This window comes from Flavimobilis sp. BM9 (assembly GCF_058313055.1).
Genome location: NZ_JBZEMO010000002.1, coordinates 291780 through 311390, shown reverse-complemented (window position 1 = coordinate 311390; position 19611 = coordinate 291780). Strand labels below are relative to the sequence as shown.

At 71.5% G+C, this 19611-nt stretch carries 16 protein-coding genes, 1 pseudogene and 1 riboswitch; of the genes and pseudogenes, 10 read left to right on the top strand and 7 right to left on the bottom strand.

Translation table 11 applies throughout. From position 1 onward, the window contains the following. Positions 1-11: 11 nt before the first annotated feature. On the bottom strand, positions 12-884 hold the full coding sequence (locus AC4F3Q_RS05485) for a sugar phosphate isomerase/epimerase family protein (RefSeq protein WP_491039085.1): 873 nt from the start codon (positions 882-884) through the stop codon (positions 12-14). Between the two features lie 86 nt (positions 885-970). On the opposite strand from AC4F3Q_RS05485, the gene AC4F3Q_RS05480 reads away from it, so the two are divergent. Beyond that, positions 971-1825 (top strand): formate/nitrite transporter family protein, encoded by an 855-nt coding sequence (locus AC4F3Q_RS05480; RefSeq protein ID WP_491039084.1) that lies wholly within the window; start codon positions 971-973, stop codon positions 1823-1825. Positions 1826-1843: 18 nt separating this feature from the next. On the opposite strand, the gene AC4F3Q_RS05475 is transcribed toward AC4F3Q_RS05480, so the two are convergent. From AC4F3Q_RS05475 to AC4F3Q_RS05450, 6 genes are all read right to left on the bottom strand, one after another. Continuing rightward, positions 1844-2701, bottom strand: coding sequence for a hypothetical protein (locus AC4F3Q_RS05475; RefSeq protein ID WP_491039083.1), 858 nt, complete (start codon positions 2699-2701; stop codon positions 1844-1846). 114 nt (positions 2702-2815) lie between these two features. Next, positions 2816-3547, bottom strand: coding sequence for a DUF2510 domain-containing protein (locus AC4F3Q_RS05470; protein WP_491039082.1), 732 nt, complete (start codon positions 3545-3547; stop codon positions 2816-2818). Positions 3548-3646: 99 nt separating this feature from the next. Continuing rightward, complete coding sequence (gene metE, locus AC4F3Q_RS05465; RefSeq protein WP_491039081.1) at positions 3647-6247, bottom strand: 5-methyltetrahydropteroyltriglutamate--homocysteine S-methyltransferase; 2601 nt, start codon at positions 6245-6247, stop codon at positions 3647-3649. Between the two features lie 19 nt (positions 6248-6266). Further along, entirely contained in the window at positions 6267-7304 is a 1038-nt protein-coding gene (locus AC4F3Q_RS05460; protein ID WP_491039080.1) for a methylenetetrahydrofolate reductase, read from the bottom strand. Between the two features lie 16 nt (positions 7305-7320). Continuing rightward, a riboswitch (SAM riboswitch) is annotated at positions 7321-7425 on the bottom strand. Positions 7426-7582: 157 nt separating this feature from the next. After that, a complete protein-coding gene (locus tag AC4F3Q_RS05455; protein WP_491039079.1) occupies positions 7583-8116 on the bottom strand; it encodes a PH domain-containing protein in 534 nt (177 codons plus the stop codon). Positions 8117-8199: 83 nt separating this feature from the next. Next, positions 8200-9651 (bottom strand): family 20 glycosylhydrolase, encoded by a 1452-nt coding sequence (locus AC4F3Q_RS05450; protein ID WP_491039078.1) that lies wholly within the window; start codon positions 9649-9651, stop codon positions 8200-8202. Between the two features lie 88 nt (positions 9652-9739). Between AC4F3Q_RS05450 and AC4F3Q_RS05445 the strand changes: the two genes are divergently transcribed. The 9 genes and pseudogenes from AC4F3Q_RS05445 (at position 9740) to AC4F3Q_RS05405 (ending at position 19560) form a co-directional block, all read left to right on the top strand. Further along, positions 9740-10897: an ROK family protein gene (locus AC4F3Q_RS05445; RefSeq protein ID WP_491039077.1), complete on the top strand. Its 1158-nt coding sequence runs from the start codon at positions 9740-9742 to the stop codon at positions 10895-10897. A gap of 68 nt (positions 10898-10965) precedes the next feature. After that, positions 10966-12240: an extracellular solute-binding protein gene (locus AC4F3Q_RS05440; RefSeq protein WP_491039076.1), complete on the top strand. Its 1275-nt coding sequence runs from the start codon at positions 10966-10968 to the stop codon at positions 12238-12240. 64 nt (positions 12241-12304) lie between these two features. Continuing rightward, complete coding sequence (locus tag AC4F3Q_RS05435) at positions 12305-13276, top strand: carbohydrate ABC transporter permease (protein WP_491039075.1); 972 nt, start codon at positions 12305-12307, stop codon at positions 13274-13276. Between the two features lies 1 nt (position 13277). Next, the gene (locus tag AC4F3Q_RS05430) at positions 13278-14093 is read left to right on the top strand and encodes a carbohydrate ABC transporter permease (protein ID WP_491039074.1); all 816 of its coding nucleotides are present in this window, start codon (positions 13278-13280) and stop codon (positions 14091-14093) included. 27 nt (positions 14094-14120) lie between these two features. Next, the gene (nagB, locus tag AC4F3Q_RS05425) at positions 14121-14900 is read left to right on the top strand and encodes a glucosamine-6-phosphate deaminase (RefSeq protein ID WP_491039073.1); all 780 of its coding nucleotides are present in this window, start codon (positions 14121-14123) and stop codon (positions 14898-14900) included. After that, on the top strand, positions 14897-15832 hold the full coding sequence (locus tag AC4F3Q_RS05420) for an ROK family protein (protein ID WP_491039072.1): 936 nt from the start codon (positions 14897-14899) through the stop codon (positions 15830-15832). Before nagB ends, AC4F3Q_RS05420 begins: the two co-directional genes overlap by 4 nt. Positions 15833-17114: 1282 nt before the next feature. Continuing rightward, a pseudogene (locus tag AC4F3Q_RS05415) lies at positions 17115-17774 on the top strand (ABC transporter ATP-binding protein); the annotation flags it as partial. 56 nt (positions 17775-17830) lie between these two features. Beyond that, positions 17831-19006 carry a hypothetical protein gene (locus tag AC4F3Q_RS05410; RefSeq protein ID WP_491039071.1) on the top strand — a complete coding sequence of 392 codons (1176 nt, stop codon included), beginning with the start codon at positions 17831-17833 and terminating at the stop codon, positions 19004-19006. Beyond that, positions 18985-19560 carry a hypothetical protein gene (locus AC4F3Q_RS05405; RefSeq protein WP_491039070.1) on the top strand — a complete coding sequence of 192 codons (576 nt, stop codon included), beginning with the start codon at positions 18985-18987 and terminating at the stop codon, positions 19558-19560. The genes AC4F3Q_RS05410 and AC4F3Q_RS05405 overlap by 22 nt, the downstream gene beginning before the upstream one ends. Positions 19561-19611: the final 51 nt, after the last annotated feature.

Below are 19611 nucleotides of genomic sequence, written 5' to 3'. Positions count from 1 at the left end.
CGCGGGCGCGCTCACGCCCACGCGTCGTCGGGGTGGTGGTGGGGCGCGCCCGGCGTCTCGTGCGGCGTGAAGTCCGGGTGCGGGCCGCGCTGCAGGTAGGTGCGCGCGAAGAGCAGCGACTGCTCGACGTCGTCCCTGCGCTCCTGCGCGGAGCGCGCCTTGCGCGTCCCGATCTCGACGACGACGTCCCCGTCGAAGTCCGACCTCGCGAGCCGCTCGAGGAGCTGCCGCACCGGCTGCGTGCCACGCCCCGGCACCAGGTGCTCGTCGAAGCCCGACGACGTGCCGTCCGTCAGGTGCACGTGCGCGAGCCGCGACCCGAACTGCTCCGCGAGCTGCAGGCACGACTGCCGCGACGTCGCCGCGTGCGACACGTCGAGCGTCACCTTGTCGTAGTCGTGCTCCGTCGGGTCCCAACCCGGCAGGTAGCCCGTGATCTCCCGCTTGCGGCCCCGCCACGGGTACATGTTCTCGACCGCGATCGTCACACCCATGTCCTCGGTCAGCTCGTGCACCTGGTCGGCAAAGCCGCGCGAGTACTTGCGGTGCCACGCGAAGGGCGGATGCACGACGACCGTGCTCGCCCCGAGGGTGAGCGCCATGTCCACGGTCTTCGCGAGCTTGCTCCGAGGCCGGGCGCCCCACACCTGCTGGCTCACGATGAGCGTCGGCGCGTGGACCGACCGGATCGGTACGCCGTGCTCCTGCGCGAGGTGGCTCAGCGCGACGTCGTCTTGCGAGATCTTGTCGCCCCACACCATGACCTCGACGCCGTCATACCCCAGCTCGGCAGCGAGCTCGAACGCATACGGCACCTTGCGCGGGTACACCGACGCGGTCGAGAGGGTCACGTTGATCTGGCGTGCACTTCCCTCAGCAGGCATATCAGCACGATAGCCCCGACCTGGCGACGCGGCACCGGGTCGCGCAGACACGCACGGCGCAGACCGTCGGCTGGAATGATGGGCGCATGGCCGCTGATCCCCGCTCGCTCTTCCCCGGCAAGCACTTCATCTCCGCGATCCTCGACGCCCTCGAGACCAAGACGGAGATGTCCGGGCTGATCGCCCGTCGCTACCTCATGCGCGCCGGCATGGCTGGGATGCTCATCGGCGTCTTCTACGTCGCCAACTACACCGTGATGGGCGCGTTCGCGCAGGTCGGCGGGGACGGAGAGCTGACGACCATCGGCCGGGTCGCCGGGGCGCTGACGTTCGGGTGGGCGCTCGTGTTCATCTACTACACGCGCTCCGAGCTGCTGACGTCGAACATGATGATCGTCAGCATCGGCCACTACTACCGGCGGGTCAGCCTCGGCAGGTCCCTGCGCCTGCTCGCGATGTGCCTCGGCGGCAACTTTCTGGGCGGGCTGCTCGTCGCCGTCCTGCTGCGGTTCTCGTCGATCCTCGACGGGGTGACCGGTGGCCTCGCGCGACTCTCCGTCGAGCACAAGCTCGACTACGTGACCAGCCTGTCCGGCGCGGGCGACCTGTTCGTCCGCGCGATCCTGTGCAACTTCCTCATCAACGTCGCGATGCTCATGGTCTACAACGGCTACGTCAAGGAAGACCTCACCAAGTCGCTCGTCATGATCGTCGCCGTCGCGCTGTTCGCCTACCTGGGCTTCGAGCACTCCGTGGCGAACACGGTGCTGTTCTCGATCGCAGGGCTCGACGGCGGCCTCGGCCTCGGCGCCGGGGAGATCGGGCTGGCCGCTGCGAACGTCGGGATCGCGCTCGCCGGGAACTTCGTCGGTGGTGGGCTGCTGATCGGCTGGTACTACGCCTACTGCAACGACGACCGGAAGTACGTCACCTCGGCGTGATGCCGGAGGGGCGCGCCGTCAGCCGTTCGCTGGAGGGGCTGCGTCGTCGGCTGCGCCCGACGGGTCCGCGGCGCCGTCCGTGAGGGACTGGTCGCCGGCGTCAGGCGTCGGCTCGACGGGCGGGGCGGTCGGGCTCGGCTCGGGGGTCGGCGTCGGTGCGGGCGTCGTGGGCGCCGGGGACGGCACGTCCGTCGGTGCGGGCTCGGGAGCGGGGGTGGGCTCGGGGCTCGTCGTGGGCTCCGGCGTCGGCTCGTCTGTCGGCGCAGGTGTCTCCTCCGGCGTGGGCTCCGGCGTCGGCTCGTCCGCGGGCGTCCCGCGCTGGGGCCGCACGCCCGAGATGGTCGTCCCCGAACCCTCGTTGCCGCGCACGACGTCGGAGAGAGGCTTGCCGAAGCCCAGCTCGACCGCCGTCACCGCAGCGATCAGCAGCACGAACGTCACGAGCGCCGTCACGACGTACGGGCGACGCGAGCGGCGGGCCGGTGCCATGAGAGCCTCGGGCGACCTGCCCGACCCGTCCTGCGCCCGCCCGCCCCGCAACGCGGGCAGCACCGCGGTCTCGCCGGGAGCGCGCACGACGCGCGGCGCGAGCGTCGTCACGACGTAGTGCGTGCGGACGAGCGACCGCGTGTAGAGGTAGTTCGCGAACGCCGTGAGGATCGCCGCGACGGCCGCACCGATGAGCGTGCCGGCGACACCCAGGTACGAGAGCGCGACCGTCGACGTGAGAGCCGTGAGCACCGACGCGGTGATCTGCACGAAGGACGGCTTCGCGACGTCGGACGGGCGCTGCTCAGACGCAGACGACGGAGCCCCGGTGCTCTCGGGAGAGGCCGGGGCAGGAATTTGGGAGTTGCGAGTGGTGGGAGAAATCATCTCCTGCGACGCTACCGACCGGCCGTGCACCCCGGGTGAAGGCGACGTGAGAAGGCAGGGCGGCTCTCGCTCGCTCCGTGCGCACCGGTGGAGGGCGCTCCGGGGCGGCGCTCGTCAGCCAGCGACGCGCGCCGGCAGGCCCTCCACCGACGCGACCTTCCAGCCCAGGAACGCCTTCGTGACGGTGAACGTCAGCCGCACCGTCTGCCCGACCAGTGCGGAGTCAGGATGCGCTGAATCTTCCGCCTCGCGGAACGTCACGTCGTAGACCGCCGTCGGCGAGTCCTCCGTCGCAGGCGTCACGACCGTCGCGCGCTCCAGGGCGAGCCCTTCTGCCCTGGTGCAGCCCTTGACCTCGCGGAACCGAGCCACGTCGGGGGAGGACGGGTCGGCGAGCATCGCGTCCGTCGTCGGGCAGCCGCTCTTCTCCACGGCAGCCGACCCGACGCCTCGCGGGGCACGCAGGAGCGCCGCGACCCTCTCGGCAGGTGTCGTGTGCTCGAGCGCCGGGAACCGGTCGGCAGCGGCCTGGAACGCCACACCCCCGACGACCCACAGCACGATCGCCGCGACGAACCATCCGACGATCCGCCCGCGGCGACGGTTCCAGGAGCGTTCACGCTCTCTCTCCGCGGCCTGCTGCGGCGTCGCCGGCCGCGAGACTGTTCGTACCTTGCCGTCGACGCGCTCGGACTCGGTCCACGCCGTGCCGTCCCACCAGCGCTCGCCACCCTCGGGATGCCGGTACCAGCCAGCAGGTCCGACGAGGACGTCGCCGCCGCCGTCGGGCGTGGTCACCGTGGTGGTGCGAGGCGTGCCCGGAAGAGGCGGAGGGGTTGCGGTCACACGCGGCAGCGTAGCCGCCGCGGCGGGCGCACGCCCCGGTGCCTCGACACCTTCCGGCGCTCCGGCGCCCCGCCGATCCGCGGCGGGGCGCCAGCCCGGCTAGACGGTGACCTGAGCGCCGCGGGCGGCGCGGGTCGCCGCCACCAGGTTCGTCAGCGCGGGCTCGACCTCGGCGTAGCCGCGAGTCTTGAGACCGCAGTCCGGGTTGATCCACAGGAGGCCCAGGTCGACGTCCGCCGCCGCGAGACCGATCAGCTCACCGAGCTCCTCGACCGACGGCACGCGCGGGGAGTGGATGTCGTAGACGCCCGGCCCCACGCCGCGACCGAAGCCAGAGGCACGCAGCTCGTCGAGGATCCCCATGCGCGAGCGCGCGGCCTCGATCGACGTGACGTCGGCGTCGAGCGCGTCGATCGCACCGATGACCTCGCCGAACTCCGAGTAGCACAGGTGCGTGTGCACCTGGGTGCCCGGACGCACGCCCGACGTCGCGAGCCGGAACGACGACACCGACCAGTCGAGGTAGGCCGGCTGGTCCGCGCGCCGCAGCGGCAACAGCTCTCGCAGCGCCGGCTCGTCGACCTGGATGATCGCGACGCCCGCAGCCTCGAGGTCCGCGAGCTCGTCGCGCAGCGCGAACCCGATCTGGTTCGCGGTCTCGGCGAGGGGGACGTCGTCGCGCACGAACGACCACGCCATGATCGTCACCGGCCCGGTGAGCATGCCCTTGACCGGCCTCGGCGTGAGGGACTGCGCGAACCGTGTCCAGCGGACCGTCATCGGCGCGGGCCGTGACACGTCGCCCCACAGGATCGACGGCCGCGTGCAGCGCGTCCCGTACGACTGCACCCAGCCGTTGCGGGTGACCGCGAAACCGTCGAGCAGCTCGGCGAAGTACTGCACCATGTCGTTGCGCTCCGGCTCGCCGTGCACGAGGACGTCGAGGCCGATCTCCTCCTGCAGCGTGATCACGCGCGCGATCTCCGCCTCCATCGCGGCGTCGTACTGCGCGTCGCTCAGCTCGCCGCGCGCGTGCGCGGCCCGCGCGACACGGATGTCCGTCGTCTGCGGGAACGAGCCGATCGTCGTCGTCGGCAGGGGAGGCAGTCCGAGGCGCTCCGCCTGGGCGGTGCGGCGGTGGGCGGCGTCGCCGCGCTCGAGGTCCGACGGCGTGAGCCCGGCGGTGCGCGCACGCACAGCCTCGACGCGCACGCCGGCCGCGGTCGCACGGTCGGCGAGCGCCGCGCTCGCGGTGGCGAGCTCCTGGGCGACGGCGTCACGGCCCTCGACCAGGCCGCGGGCGAGGGTGACGACCTCGGTGACCTTCTCGTCGGCGAACGCGAGCCACGAGCGCAGGCCCGCGTCGAGCTGAGTCTCGGCGGCGGTGGTGTGCGGGACGTGGAACAGGGACGTCGACGTCCCGACGGTCACCCGGCTGCCGATCGCCGCGAGGGCCTCCACCTGCGCGAGGCGTGCGTCCAGGTCGGCGCGCCACACGTTGTGCCCGTCGACGACTCCCGCGACGAGCGTCTTGCGCGCGAGCCCCGCGACGACGTCGGCAGACGCGGCGGCCGGGCGGCTGCCCGTCCCGGCGGAAGCCGCGCGGTGCCCGCCGTGCCCGCCGTGCCCGCCGTGCCCGCCGTGCGAGTCCGTCACTTCCGGCGCGGGCCCGTCAGTTCCAGCTGACGCAATCGAGCCGGAACTGACGGACTCACGGTAGACAGGGGCCGGGGCGGCCTGGGCAGCCAGGGCGGGGGCCGGGGCGGGAGGGGCAGCGGGCAGGGCCGGGGCGGGGGTGTGGCCCTTGACCAGGTCGAGTGCCACGGCCTCGACGTCCGACGCCGCGACCGTCGGCAGGTTGTCACCGAGGTCCCCGTAGGGGGCGGCGAGCAGGATCGCCGGGCGCTGCCTGCCCACGGCGAGGTCGGACGCGAGCGCGCGGTACGCCGCCGACGTCGCGGCGCGCACCAGCTCGGCGGGCACGTCGAGCGCGTCCGTCACGAGGGCCGGCTCGTCGAGCTGGACCCACGGCGCGCCCGCGTCCGCGAGGCGGCCGAGCAGCTCCGCGTACACGGGCAGCAGGTCGGGGAGGCGGTCGAGCGGGCGGAACCCGGCCGGGGCGTCGTCGCTCGGCTTGCTGAGCAGCAGGAACGTGACCGGCCCGACGACGACGGGCCGAGTCACGACGCCCGCCTCGCGAGCCTCCACGTACTCCGCGACGATCCGGTCGCTCACGAGCCGCAGCTCCGTCTCGGGACCGATCTCCGGGACGAGGTAGTGGTAGTTCGAGTCGAACCACTTCGTCATCTCGAGCGGCGCGACCTCGTCGTCGCCGCGGGCGAGCGCGAAGTACGCGGCGAGGTCGAGCGAGCCGTCTGCGGCGCGGAGGTGCGCGAACCGGGGCGGGACCGCCCCGACCGTGGCGACGACGTCGAGCACCTGGTCGTAGAAGGAGAACGACGACGGCACGGCGGCCGGCTCGGTCAGGCCGAGCGACACGAGGTGGTCGCGCGTGCGGGACCGGAGCTCCGCGACATGCTGCTCGAGCTGGGCCGCGCTGACGCGGCCCGCCCAGAACGACTCGACTGCGCGCTTGAGCTCACGGTTCGGGCCGATGCGCGGGTAACCGAGGACGGTCGCTGCCGGGAATGCGAGGTTTGCGCCCTGGATGAGGGCAGGGCTGTGCTGCTGGTTGGACATGGTGCGTCTCTTCTCGGGGTCAGTCGACGGCGACGGTGTCGCTCGTCGAGCTCAGCTGTGCGTGTGCTGCCCCGACCCACGGCCCGCTGGCCAGGTCTGGCTCCGCCAGCCCGGCCGGAGCCGGGCCCGTGGAACCGCCGCCGAGGTGAACACCCTCGAGCAGGTCAAGTGCTGGACGTGACTTGTTGAACGTGTAGATGTGGAGGCCGGGGGCGCCGGCCTCGAGGACGGCGGAGACGAGCCCCACCGACGCGTGGATGCCGCGCTCGTGGCGAGCCGCGTCGTCGGGCAGGGACTCGAGCTCGCGGACGAGCGCCGACGGCGCGGGCACCCCCGTGAGCTCCTCGACGCGCCGCAGACGGCCCGGGTCGGTCGTGGGCAGGACGCCCGCGAGGATCGGGATGGTGACGCCCGCCGCGCGGGCAGACTCGACGAACGACAGGTACGTGTCCGCCTCGTAGAAGAGCTGGGTGATCGCGAAGCTCGCACCCGCCTCCTGCTTCGCGAGGAGGTGCTCGACCTCCTGCGCGGGCGTGGTCCCGGCGGCGCGGTTCCCGCCCGGGAAGGTCGCGACGGCGATCGTCAGCGGGCGCGCAGCCCCGCGCAGGGCCGACGCCGCGCTGCGGTCGCAGCGGTTCGCCTCGACCTCGCGCAGGAGGGCGACGAGCTCGATCGACGAGTGCACGCCGTCGGACGGCGGGCGCCAGTCAGGCTGGTCGCGCGGCGGGTCGCCGCGCAGCGCGAGGAACGAGCGGACGCCCGAGTCGAGGAACTCGCCGATGACCTCGGCGACGTGCGGACGCGTCGCGCCGACGCACGTGAGGTGCGCGATCGGCAGGACCGGCGTCTGCCGGGCGAGCGTGGTGACGACGGCGCGGGTCGTCGCGCGGTCCGTGCCTGCGGCGCCGTAGGTGACCGACATGAAGTCGGGGCGCGCCGTGAGGAGCTGACGCACGGTCGTCCAGAACTTGGGCGCGGCGTCGGGGTTGCGCGGGGGCATCAGCTCGAACGACACGGTCGGGCGGACCGACGAGTCGACGAGGTCGGCGATGCTCATGAAGCCTCCATAGGAACGTCCATCGAACCTGGCTTTAGCACCCGCACCCTCAGGAGGCTTCCGTAGTGGGGGGTTGCTGCGGCGTCGACGAGCCAGGACTCTCGACCGCTCTGGATGGTTGTGACTCGAGGTTAGGCCCGCGAATCACGGCCTCCAAGGGGTGTCCGGATGGCGAGATCGAGTGTCCACGGTCGCCGTCGGCCGCCATCGGCGACGGATCGCCCGGAGGCACATCCGAAGTGTGCAGAGGGGCGATCGGTCGGACGGGGGGACGGCTGTCAGCGGCGACGCGGCTCGCCCGGCGGGAACTCGCCGTCGTCGGAGCTGTCGTCCGCCCGGAAGATCAGGTCGGAGAGCTGGCGCTGCACCTCCGCGATGCGCGGCACGTCGTACAGCAGCACGCCAGCCTTCTCGGTCGCGTCCGACACGACGATCGTCCCGCAGCCCAGCATGCGGTCGAGCAGGTCGCGCTCATACGTGAAGTCGTTGATGCGGAACAGCGGGATGTCGCGACCCACGCGCGTGATGATGCCCTCGCGGGTGATCAGGCGCTTGTTCGTGAACGTGTAGCTCGAGTGCCGCCACCGCAGGTACGGGACCAGCACCCACGTCACGAGCGTGACGACCGCGACCGCACCGACAGCGACCAGGACCCACTGCTTCGCGTCGTTCTCGGGGAACCACACGAGTGCCGCGACGAAAGCCGCCACGACCAGCAGGAACAGCAGGAACGGCTTGAAGAGCGCCTTGGGGTGCGTCCGGGTCGTCAGGACCACGAACTCGCCGTTGCCGAGGGTCTTGTCGATGCTCATGGCGGCATCCTTCCACGCGGCGGCCCCGCTGGGCAGGGCCTTCGTCGCGCCGCGCGACGACGGCCCTGCCGCGACGACCTGGGTCAGGACCGCCAGGGCACCTGCGGCGACCGGTGGAACGCGACGCCCTCGCGCGCCCACCGCTCGCCGTGCACGGCGAGCGACTCGAGGAACGTGCCCGTGTCGCGCGGAGACCCCCACGCGACGGACGCGACGGCGGGCAGGCGCGGGAGGAGCATCGTCGTGACGTCGTCCCACGTCCGCAGGGTCTCCGTCCACAGGCACGCCTCGACGCCCTCGATCTTGTCCGCAGGCACCCCCGGGAGCGCGTCCGCGGGCTCCCACTCGTACGCGTCGCGAACCTCGACCGTGCCCGCCCAGGTCAGGCCGAGCTCCTGGCTCTCGTCGTGCTTGAGGTCGAGGTAGGCGTGCGGCGCCGGCGAGGCGATGAAGCGGATGTCGCGCTCGCGGGCGAGCTGCGCGAGGTGGCTCGTGTCGATGTCGTGCGTCCAGTACTGCAGGAGCGTGCCGGGCGGGAGGTGCGCGGGTGCGGCCTCCTGCCACATGACGAGCTGCTTGCCGTGCTGCGCCACGACCCCGCCGAGCCGCTCGACGAACCCCGCGTACTGCTCGGCCGTGAGCGTGTGCACCTCGTCGCCGCCGAGGTGCAGGCGCGGGCCGCGCGTGTGCCGCGCGAGCGTGCCGACGACGTCGTCCACGAACGCCCACGCCTCCGGGGACGTCAGGTGCAGGGTCGAGAAGCCGACCTCGATACCGGCGTACGGCTCTCGCGGCTCACCGTCCGGGCTGATCTGTGGATAGGCGACCTGGGCGGCATGAGTGTGGCCGGGCATGTCCACCTCGGGGACGAGCGTCACGTGCCGGGCCTCGGCGTAGTCCTGCAGGTGCGCGTAGTCGGCGAGCGTGAGGAAGCCGCCCGCGCCGCCGTCGACGTCGTTCGTCGACGCGCGCTCGACGAGCAGCGGGCGGTCCTCGATCTCGAGTCGCCAGCCCTGGTCGTCGGTCAGGTGCAGGTGGACCTGGTTGAGGCGGTACGTCGCGGCGAGGTCGATCAGCCGCTCGATGTCGGGGACGCCGAAGAAGTGCCGGGCGACGTCGAACGACACGCCGCGCAGCGGGTACGTCGGGGCGTCCTCGCACGCGAGGGCGGGGACCGTCGTGAGGCCGTCGTCGTGCTGCGCGCCGGCGAGGAGCTGGAGCAGGACCTGCACCGCGTAGAACGCGCCCGCGGCGTCGCCTGCGCGGAGGTGCCAGCCGGCGTCGGACAGGTCGAGGGTGTAGCCCTCGCTCGGCAGGTCGGGGCCGGGTGTCGCGGTCGCGGGGGTCGCGGCGCGGCCCGACGGCGCGACGAGCGGCCCGTCGGTCCGCGCGTCGCGGAGCGCGCGGGCGGCGTTCGGCGCCCAGGGCTCGAGGGCGACGGCGAGCGCGGCGAGCGTGCGCGGGTCGACGACGGTCGTCCCGCGGTCGGGGTGCACGGTGCGGGGGGCGGGGATGACGGCTGGCGACGTCGGCATGGGTCCATCCTTGCTCGGGAAGGTCACGATTTGGTCGCGGGGTGCGATACCCCTTGACCGAACTAAGTAAGTAAACTGTACTAACTAGATGGCCAGGACAACACCCCTCACCGACGCCCGCCGCGGGACCACCCGCATCGTCGCGCCGGCCGCCAAGATCCTCCCCGGCGACGCACGCCTCCACCACCGTGCGCTCGTCCTGCAGAACCTCGCCGACCAGGGCCCGCTGTCCCGCGCCGACCTCGCCCGCCTCACCGGCCTCACCCGCGTCACGATGTCCGACGTCGTCGCCGGGCTCCTCGACGACAACCTCCTCGTCGACCTCGGGCCGCGCCCCGGCACCCGCATGGGCAAGCCCGCGACCCTCGTCGGCATCAACCCCTCCGGCGCCTACGTCGCGAGCCTCGACCTCTCCGGCGAGGACGCCCTGCGCGGCGCCGTCGTCGACCTCGCCGGCACGATCGTCGTCGAGCACGAGCTCGAGCTCGGCGAGGACCGCGGGGAGGACGCCGTCGACCGCACGATCGAGCTCGCCCGCCGCCTCGTCGCCGACGCACCCGGGCCGGTGCTCGGCCTCGGGGTCGGCACCCCCGGCGTCGTCGACGCCGAGGGCGTCGTCCGCAACGCCCCCAACCTCAGGTGGTCGCGCCTGCCCCTGCGCGACCGCCTGGCTGACGCCCTCGGCGTCGCCGTCCACGTCGCCAACGACGCCGACACCGCAGCGCTCGCCGAGGACTCGGTCGGCCGCAGCGGCGGCGCCGGGCTCATCCTCGTCGAGATCGGCCGCGGTCTCGGTGCCGGGATCCTCCTCGACGGCCACCTCCTGCGCGGCCCCCTCGGGACCGCCGGCGAGATCGGGCACGTCACCGTCGACCCCGACGGGCCGGAGTGCTCGTGCGGCCGCCGCGGCTGCCTCGAGTCGTTCGTCTCCGTCCCGCGCCTGCGCGCCGAGCTCGCTGACCGCACGCCCGCCGAGGCTGACGAGGTGCTCGCCACCGCCGGGCGTCGCCTCGGCCTCGCCCTCGCCCCCGTCGTCCAGGCCCTCGGCCTGCACGACGTCGTCCTCTCCGGACCCGAAGACCTCGTCGACGGCGCCCTGCGCGAGTCGACCGCCGCCACCCTCGTCGCACACACCCGCCCCTTCGGCGAGGACGAGGTGCACCTCCGCATGTCCGCCCTCGGGCACGACGGCGTCCTCACCGGCGCCGCCGCGCTCGTCCTCGACGGCGAGCTGGGCCTCGCCTGAAGCCACAGCCCATCGCACGACCTTCACGACACCCCAGGCCGCACGCGGCCGAACCGGAAGGAAGATCAATGAAGATCCGCAAGATCGCACTGCTCGGCGCTGCCGCAGCGCTTGCGCTCACCGGCTGCTCGACGAACGGCTCCACCACGGACCCGACGTCGGCCGCCCCGACCGACGCTGCCACCACCCCCGCCGGGGACCGCAGCATCACGCTCTGGCTCGCCGACCAGGAGAAGGACGTCGCGCCCGCCCTGCCCGAGTACCTCAAGAAGGAGTTCGCCGCCGCGACGGGCGCGACCCTGAACATCGAGTTCATCGGCTGGGGCGAGCTCCTGCCGCGCCTGTCGACCGCGCTGTCCAACCCGGACCAGACGCCCGACGTCGTCGAGATCGGCAACACGCAGGCGCCGACGTTCACGACCGTCGGCGCGTTCACCGACCTCACCGACAAGATGGACGAGCTCGCCGGCGGCGCGAAGGTCGTCCCGCAGGGCTTCGTCGACGCGGGCAGCGTCGACGGCAAGGTCTACGCCGTCCCCTACTACTGGGGTTCGCGCTACGTCTTCTACGACAAGGGCGCGTTCAAGGACGCCGGGATCGAGGTGCCGAAGACCCTCGCCGAGTTCGGTGACGCCGCCACGAAGCTGACGACCGACAAGAAGAGTGGGTTCTGGCTGCCCGGCCAGGACTGGCGCAACGGCATCTCGTGGCTCTTCGCGAACGGCGGCGACATCGCCGTCAACGAGGGCGGGAAGTGGGTGGGCAAGCTGTCGTCGCCCGAGAGCCAGAAGGCGCTCGCCGAGGTCAAGGACCTCTTCGAGAACGCGACGCACGCGCCGAAGGACGGCGAGGACAAGGAAGCCTGGACGCCGTTCAACAACGGCGACACGGCGATGTTCATGGCACCGAGCTGGGCGCGCTGGTCCGTGACCGAGGACCTCGCCGAGAACCTCGGCGCGTTCGCCCTCCCGGGTGTCGACGGCGGCACCGCCCCCGTCTTCGCGGGCGGCTCCAACATGGGCATCTCGAAGGCGTCGAAGAACCAGGACCTCGCGTTCGAGCTTCTCAAGGTCGTCTACTCGGACGGCTACCAGAAGGTCCTCGCCGAGAACGGCATGGGTCCGGTGCGTGACTCGTTCACGAGCCTCATGGGCGACGACGAGTTCGCCCAGGCGGCGATCGCGGCGTCCGCGACGTCGAAGCTCACGCCCGCCTCTGCGGGCTGGGCGTCCGTCGAGCAGTCGCGGGTCATGGAGGAGTTCTTCGGGAAGATCGCGCAGGGCGGCGACGTCGCCGCGCTCGCGGCCGAGACCGACGCGACCCTCAACAAGGTTCTGAACTAGTCGCGGCTGCGGGGTGCCGGTCGTCTCCCCGGGACCGGCACCCCGCCCTGCAAGGAGACCCACCATGAGCGACCTCCTCGTCGCACCGTCCGCGCCGCCGACGCGCAGACGCCCCGGCGCCCGGCGCCGGCCCCCGAGCTCGAAGGCCTCCCGCCGTCTGCGGACGGTGGCGCCGTACCTGCTCGTCCTGCCCGTCGTCGTGACGCTCGCGGTCGCGCTCGGCTACCCGCTGATCCGGCAGCTCGTCATGTCGTTCCAGGAGTTCGGGCTCGCCCAGCAGTTCGGCGCGGATCCCGAGTGGGTCGGCCTCGAGAACTACAAGACCCTCCTGACCGACGACGCGACGTGGGCGGTCATCATCCGCTCGCTCGTGTTCTGCGCGGTCAACGCGGCCGTGACGATGATCCTCGGCATGGCCGTCGCGGTCCTCAAGACGAAGCTGTCGACGTGGGTGCGGATCGTCGTGCAGTCCGTCCTGCTCCTCGCGTGGGCGATGCCCGTCATCGCGTCGATGACGGTGTGGCAGTGGCTGTTCGACACGCAGTACGGCGTCATCAACTGGTTGCTCGTGAAGCTCGGGCTCGGCCAGTACGAGCAGCACTCGTGGCTCCTCGAGCCCATGTCGTTCTTCTTCGTCGCGACCGTGATCGTCGTGTGGATGAGCGTGCCGTTCGTCGCCTTCTCCCTGTATGCGGCGCTCACGCAGGTCTCTGCCGAGCAGCTCGAGGCCGCGCAGCTCGACGGCGCCGGCCCCTGGCAGCGGTTCCGGCACATCACGGTGCCGACGATCATGCCGGTCGTGTACGTCGTCTCCCTCCTGCAGGTCGTGTGGGACCTGCGCGTGTTCGCGCAGATCTACTACCTGCAGGGTGCGGGCGGGCTGCGCTCCGAGACGGACCTGCTCGGCACGCACATCTACAACCTCGGCATCGGCCAGTCGAGCTACGGCATGGCGTCCGCCGTCGCGATCTTCATGCTCGTGCTCACGCTCGTGCTGACCATCGGCTACGTCCGCAAGCTGGCGAAGGAGGACTGACATGTCACGCAAGGTCTCCAACGCCCTCGGGCTGGTCGTCGCGCTCGTCTGGGTGTTCCCCGTCTACTGGATGGTGAGCTCGTCGTTCCTCGACTCCGCCCAGGTGCGCAGCAAGGACCCGGTGTTCTGGCCGTTCGGCGGCGACGCGTCGGCGTACGGTCGCGTGTTCGACGACGCGTTCCTCGCGTCCATGAAGCTGTCGGTGACGGTCACCCTCATCACGGTCGTCGTCGCGCTGCTGCTCGCGTTCCTCACCGCGATCGCCGTGTCACGGTTCCGCTTCCGCGGCCGCAAGGCGCTCATCCTCACCGTGCTGATCGTGCAGATGATCCCCGCCGAGGGCCTGTTCATCTCCCAGTACAAGATGCTCGAAGGCTGGCACCTGCTGAACTCGATCCTCGGGCTGTCGCTCCTCTACGTCGCGGCCGTGCTGCCGTTCACCGTGTGGATGCTGCGCGGGTTCGTCGAGGGCATCCCCGTCGACCTCGAGCATGCGGCGATGATCGACGGCTGCTCGCGCACCCGTGCGTTCTTCGTCGTGACGTTCCCGCTCCTCGCGCCCGGCCTCGTCGCGTGCGGCGTGTACGCGTTCCTGCAGGCGTGGAACGAGTTCACGCTCGCGACCGTCGTCATGAGCCCGTCCAACCGGACGGTGCCGCTGTGGCTGCGCGGCCTGACGACGTCGTCGAACGCGGCGATCGACTGGCCCGGCGTCATGGCAGGCGCCGTGCTCGTCGCGGTGCCGGTCATGGTCTTCTTCATCATCGTGCAGAACAAGATGACGTCCGGCCTCGTCGCCGGCGCCGTCAAGGGCTGACACCGCCAACCCAGAGAGGTACCTCCCATGGAGATCGTGATCCTGCCGTCCGCGGCAGAGATCGGACGGCTCGGAGCCGACGTCGTCGAGCAGCTCGTGCGCACGTCGCCCGCGCCGGTCCTCGGCCTCGCGACCGGCTCGTCGCCGCTGCCCGTGTACCGCGAGCTGATCGCGCGGCACCGTGCCGGACTGTCCTTCGAGCACGTGCAGGCGTTCCTGCTCGACGAATACGTCGGGCTGCCCGCCGGGCACCCGCAGACGTACGCCCGCACGATCCGCCGCGAGCTGACCGAGCACCTCGACATGCCCGACGCCGCGGTGCACTCGCCCGACGGCGCCGCGGACGACATCCCTGCGGCGTCGGCCGCGTACGAGGGGGCGATCCGCGCCGCAGGCGGCGTCGACGTGCAGATCCTCGGGATCGGCGCGAACGGGCACCTCGCGTTCAACGAGCCGGGCTCGTCGCTCGCGTCGCGGACGCGGATCCTCACGCTCACGGACCGCACCCGCCAGGACAACGCGCGGTTCTTCGACTCGGTCGACGACGTGCCGCGCTGGGCCCTCACACAGGGCCTCGGCACGATCAGCGACGCGAAGCACCTGCTCGTCGTCGCGACGGGCGAGGCGAAGGCCGCAGCGGTCGCGGCGATGGCCGAGGGTCCGGTGAGCGCGTCGTGCCCTGCGTCGGTCGCCCAGCTGCACCGCCATGTCACGGTCCTGCTGGACGAGGCGGCTGCGAGCCGCCTCACCGGGGCCGAGCGCTACCGCGAGGTGTACGCCCACAAGCCCGCGTGGCAGGGGCTGTGAGCACCGACGCGCTCGTCGCCCTCGACGTCGGCGGCACGAGCATCCGCGGCGAGCTGCTCCGCCCCGTCCGGGACGCCGGAGAGGTCGTTGACCTCGAGGTCCTCGAGCGGGTGCTCGCGGACACCCCGCGCGGAGGCGCGGAGCCCGACGGCGGCGCGATCATCGACGCGATCGAACGCGTCTGCAAGGCCCTCCTCGACTCCGCGACGTCGCACCGCGTCTCCGTCGGCGCGGTCGGCGTCGCGGTACCGGGCGTCGTCGACACCGCCGCAGGCGTCGTGCACCTCGCCGGGAACCTCGGCTGGCGCGACGTCCCCGTCGCCGCCGAGCTCTCGGCACGCCTCGGCGTGCCCGTCCAGGTCCACCACGACGTCGCGTGCGCCGGCCTCGCCGAACGCACCCTCGGCGCTGGACGCGGCGTGCGCGACCTCCTCGCCGTGTTCATCGGCACCGGCATCGCCGCGACCCTCACGGTCGCGGGCACGCCCGTCACGGGCGGGCACCACGCGGGCGAGCTCGGGCACGTCCCCGTCCGCGAGCCCGGGCGGCCCTGCCCGTGCGGACAGACCGGCTGCCTCGAGGTGTACGCCTCCGCACGCGCGATCGGCCGGGCCTACGCCGCCGCGACCGGCCGCGACGACGTGACCTCGCGTGACGTCGTCGCCGCCCTCGGCACCGACCCTGCCGCCGCCGCCGTGTGGGACGACGCGCTCGACGCCCTCGCCCACGCACTCCTCGGCGCCATCACCCTCCTCGGCACCGAACGCATCGTCCTCGGCGGCGGCCTGTCCCTCGCAGGCGACGCGCTCGTCGCGCCGCTCCGCGAACGGCTCCTCGCCCGCGCCCGCGTCGCCGTCGTCCCCGACATCGTCACCGCGGGCCTCGGGCCGCGCGCTGGAGTGGTGGGCGCGGCGCTCGCGACGCTCGGCTGACCGGGTCTCTCGATGACCCACTTCGGAGGGTTGACCTGCAGATATGAGAGCGGGTAGCCTCCCGGCTAAGCCCCGGGGCAGGGGGTAGACGAGCCAGGGGGACGGCACCGTATGCAGTCGAGCGTGTGTACTGAGCGGCGAGTGAGGGCTGGAACCACGGGTGGCAGACGCCGCGCTCGGTGCCGGACGGTTTGCACACGGGGCGGCGTTGAGCGGCGCAGTCGCCCGGCTGTGGCGACACTCGTTCCGGTCGCCAACGATCCGCCTCGGAGCTAGCACCGCGTGCGTCGGGGGCGACATCAGGGGATCCGCCGGCGGTGTGCAGTTCCATTCGTCCACCCGGTCTCTGGGGCGCAATCGTCGACCGGTGATTAGGCCAGCCGATGAGCAGCCTAGCGCTAGGGTGCGATCCCGTCAGTGCGGCGCACGCTCGTCCCTGAGAATGGTCGACTGGCGAAAGCATGGGCTATTCGGCAGCCGCGAACGACCCCGCGCCCTCGTCATATAGTCCTCCATGCGAAGATGGCTGGGGCAATCGCTCGAACCCTGGAAGCCGTTGCGACCCGCTCTTTACTTCCTTGTTGTCAAATGCCCAGTCCGATGCTATATTTCCGAATGCGGGGGGCGCCGCGCAGTACTTGCATCTCTCGCTGCCTGTGCGGAGTTTTGTGCGCACAGGCGTGCCCGTAGAATCATGCATTGCCTAATAGAAAGCGAGAGCGCATTGAAGCATTCTCTGACAGCTCGAGGACGACGGACCGGGCTTACGGTTCTCACGGTGGTAGCGATGATGGCGGCGGGAGCTGGTAGCGCTTCAGCCTGGACGTATGCCACCCAGAGTGCACCACAGTCGGCCATCTACAAGGGCGTCTCGCACGGTGACGGGTACGGTGCGATGTACCGGTCGGGCTACAATTACGTAATCACGACCGCGACGCTGAGGGATAACAAGCCCGACAACGACCGAGCCATCTTCGTCAATTCGCAGGCGTGGGCCTCGTCGGGCACCGCCCGGACAAGTACTGCGAAGACTCATAGCCGCGTGTGGAAGTCGGTTGCTCAGACGCGGCTTCACAGCACCAGCGGTTGGGTTGGTGCGAGCGGATGGACCAAGGTGTGTGAGGACGCCTCATTGCGGCCTGACATCTGCTCGACGGAGCGGTACTCGCCGGTCGGAGGCTTGTAGGAAGTGAGCACACCAGCACTGACTTTGGCGACGGTGTCCCATTCCTATGGGGAGCGCTCCGCGCTCTCGGGGATTTCCGCTAAGATCGAGCGTGGCACCACCGCTCTTATCGGCGTCAACGGGGCCGGCAAGAGCACGCTGCTCACGATCGCAGCGGGCGGGATGAGGCCGACGTCAGGGTCGGTGCTGGTCGGCGGTGAGTCGCTGTACTCGCCGCGCAGCCGACGGCGCGCGCTCGCGGGCGTGGCGCTCATGCCACAGGCGTCGTCTTTCCCGGGGAACATGACGGCCCGCGAGATCGTCGAGTACCTCACCTGGATGCGCGGAGCGCGCGCCGGGGAGGCGCGCAGGATGGCGGTCGAAGCTCTCGACATCGTCCACCTGGGCGACCGGGCGAACAGCAGGACGAGCTCGCTCTCCGGCGGGATGCTGCGCCGCGTCGCGCTCGCCCAAGCGATCGCGACCAAGCCCGCAGTTCTGCTGCTCGACGAGCCCAGCACGGGGCTCGACCCCGAGCAGCGACGCCTCATGGTGGACAGGCTCCGCGAGCTCGACGGCGCAGTCGTCCTGAGTTCCCACGTCATGGAGGACGTCAGCGACCTCGCCGACCGCGTGCTCATCCTCGACGGTGGGTCGATCGTCTTCGACGGGACGCTTCCCGAGCTGTGCCGCCGAGGCCCGGACCCCGAATCGCCGCGTGCTGCCGAGGCAGGCTTCCTCGCAGTGCTCTCAACGCGAGCCGGGGTGACGGCATGATTCTCGCGCTGCGTCTGTGGCTGCGACGGTCCACCGCTCGACTGGCATTTCCCGGGATGGCCGTCATCGCGCTGTCTATCCTGTTCGGGCGGTCCGGGTGGGCCTGGGAGATCGGTCACGCCGTGAACCAGTCCACGACCGCCGTCATCATCCTCGGGCCGGTGGCCGCGGGCCTCGTCGCGTTCGACATCTGGCGACGGCAGACGAGCGCCATGCGCACGGTCGCGGCCACCACGCGGCGAGGCGCACGCGGGACGATGGCGCTCGTGGGTGCCACCCTCCTGTATGCGACTCTCGCCTGGCTCCTCGGTGTAGGTGTCGCCCTCACGCTCGCCGCACGCAACGGCGCGGCGGGCTCGTTGCCTTGGTGGATCCTCGGCGCGGGCATGGCTGTGCTCGTCGCGAGCGTCGGCGTCGGAGCAGCGATCGGCACTCTCATGCGCAACGTGGCGGCGGCGCCTGTTGCGGCGCTTCTCTGCTACGCGCTGCCCATCGCTGGCACCTTGGCCGGCGTTGACGGGATCATGCGGGCGGGTGGGGCCACGACGCTCACCATCGGGATCACCGCGGAGCCCACCGTCGCCGCAGCCAGCATCATGTGCACCGTTCTGATCGGTGCGGTCGCGTGGCGTGCGGTGGTCCACACAGCGGGGCCCCGGCGCGCGTCCGTCCTGCTGGGAACGGCTGGGCTCGCGATCGTGCTGGTCGGCGGGCTTGGTTATCTCCGGTCGCTCGACCCCATGTCGAACGCGTGGCGTCAGAGCGGCACGGAGGTCGTGTGCGCAGGGACGGCGCCTCGAGTCTGTGGCCCTGGCGAGGGCAAGGCGCTCTACGAGCTCGCGGCCCGGGACCTCGGGGCAGCCGGCCGGGTGCTCGCTGGTGACGGGATCACGATCGGAGACCGCTTCGACTACGTGAGAGGATTCGACCGGCCCGCTGACGGGGCGGGGATGCTCTCCGTCGACTCCAGCTCGATCCAGCCGGGGCACCTCGGGCGGTCCAACGTCGTGAGCACGATCTCGATACCGACGGTGTGCGACGCCTTCTACGACGACCTGGCGCCCGAGGATCTGCTTGCCGCTCAAGGGAACTTCATGACCTGGCTCGACGTCCGGCTCTCCGGCGACGGTGGCACCGACCCCGCAGATATCGACGGCGCCCGGCAGACTCTCGAGGCGCTCGCCACTTGCGACGAGGAGGCTATCCCCGCATGGACCTTCTCCTTCGAGTGAGCCCCGCGCTCAAGGCGCACCGATGGGGGACAAGCCTGGCAGTGGTGCTCGGTCTCGGACTCGTGGGCTATCTGAGCCGGGCGACGTACCTCGACATCCCATTTCTGCAGGACGTCCTGCCCGCGCGGGTCCTGGTCGCGGTCGTCGCCGTCGTCGTCGCGATCACGCCGCTCTACCTGACGTTCCCCGACCTCGTCGACACGCTCGACCGCGAGCGAGCCGTGAGACGCGTCAGGCCTCACGGGGTTGTCGCGCTCGCACTCATCGCGTACCTGCCCGCCGCCGTCGCCGTCCCGGACAGCGTCGACGACACACGCCTCTTCCTCGCCGCGCTGACGCTCGGGCTTCTCGCGGTCGCCGCCGTCGGCGACCTCGCGTGGACCGTCGTGTTCGCCACCGGCTTCGGCTCGCTCATCGTCGACACCGCGCCCGGCGCGCCTGTGACGAGCGCGCTCGCGGCCTGCACGACGCTCGGGTTGGCCGTGGCGCTCGCCGGAGCGACGGTGCTCGTCGGCGCCGTCGGTCCGCGGCGCCTGAGGACGCTCGCCGACTGACCACAAACGGGAGGTTGACGCACGTCAAGGTGGCGCCACGCCGTCGTCCCT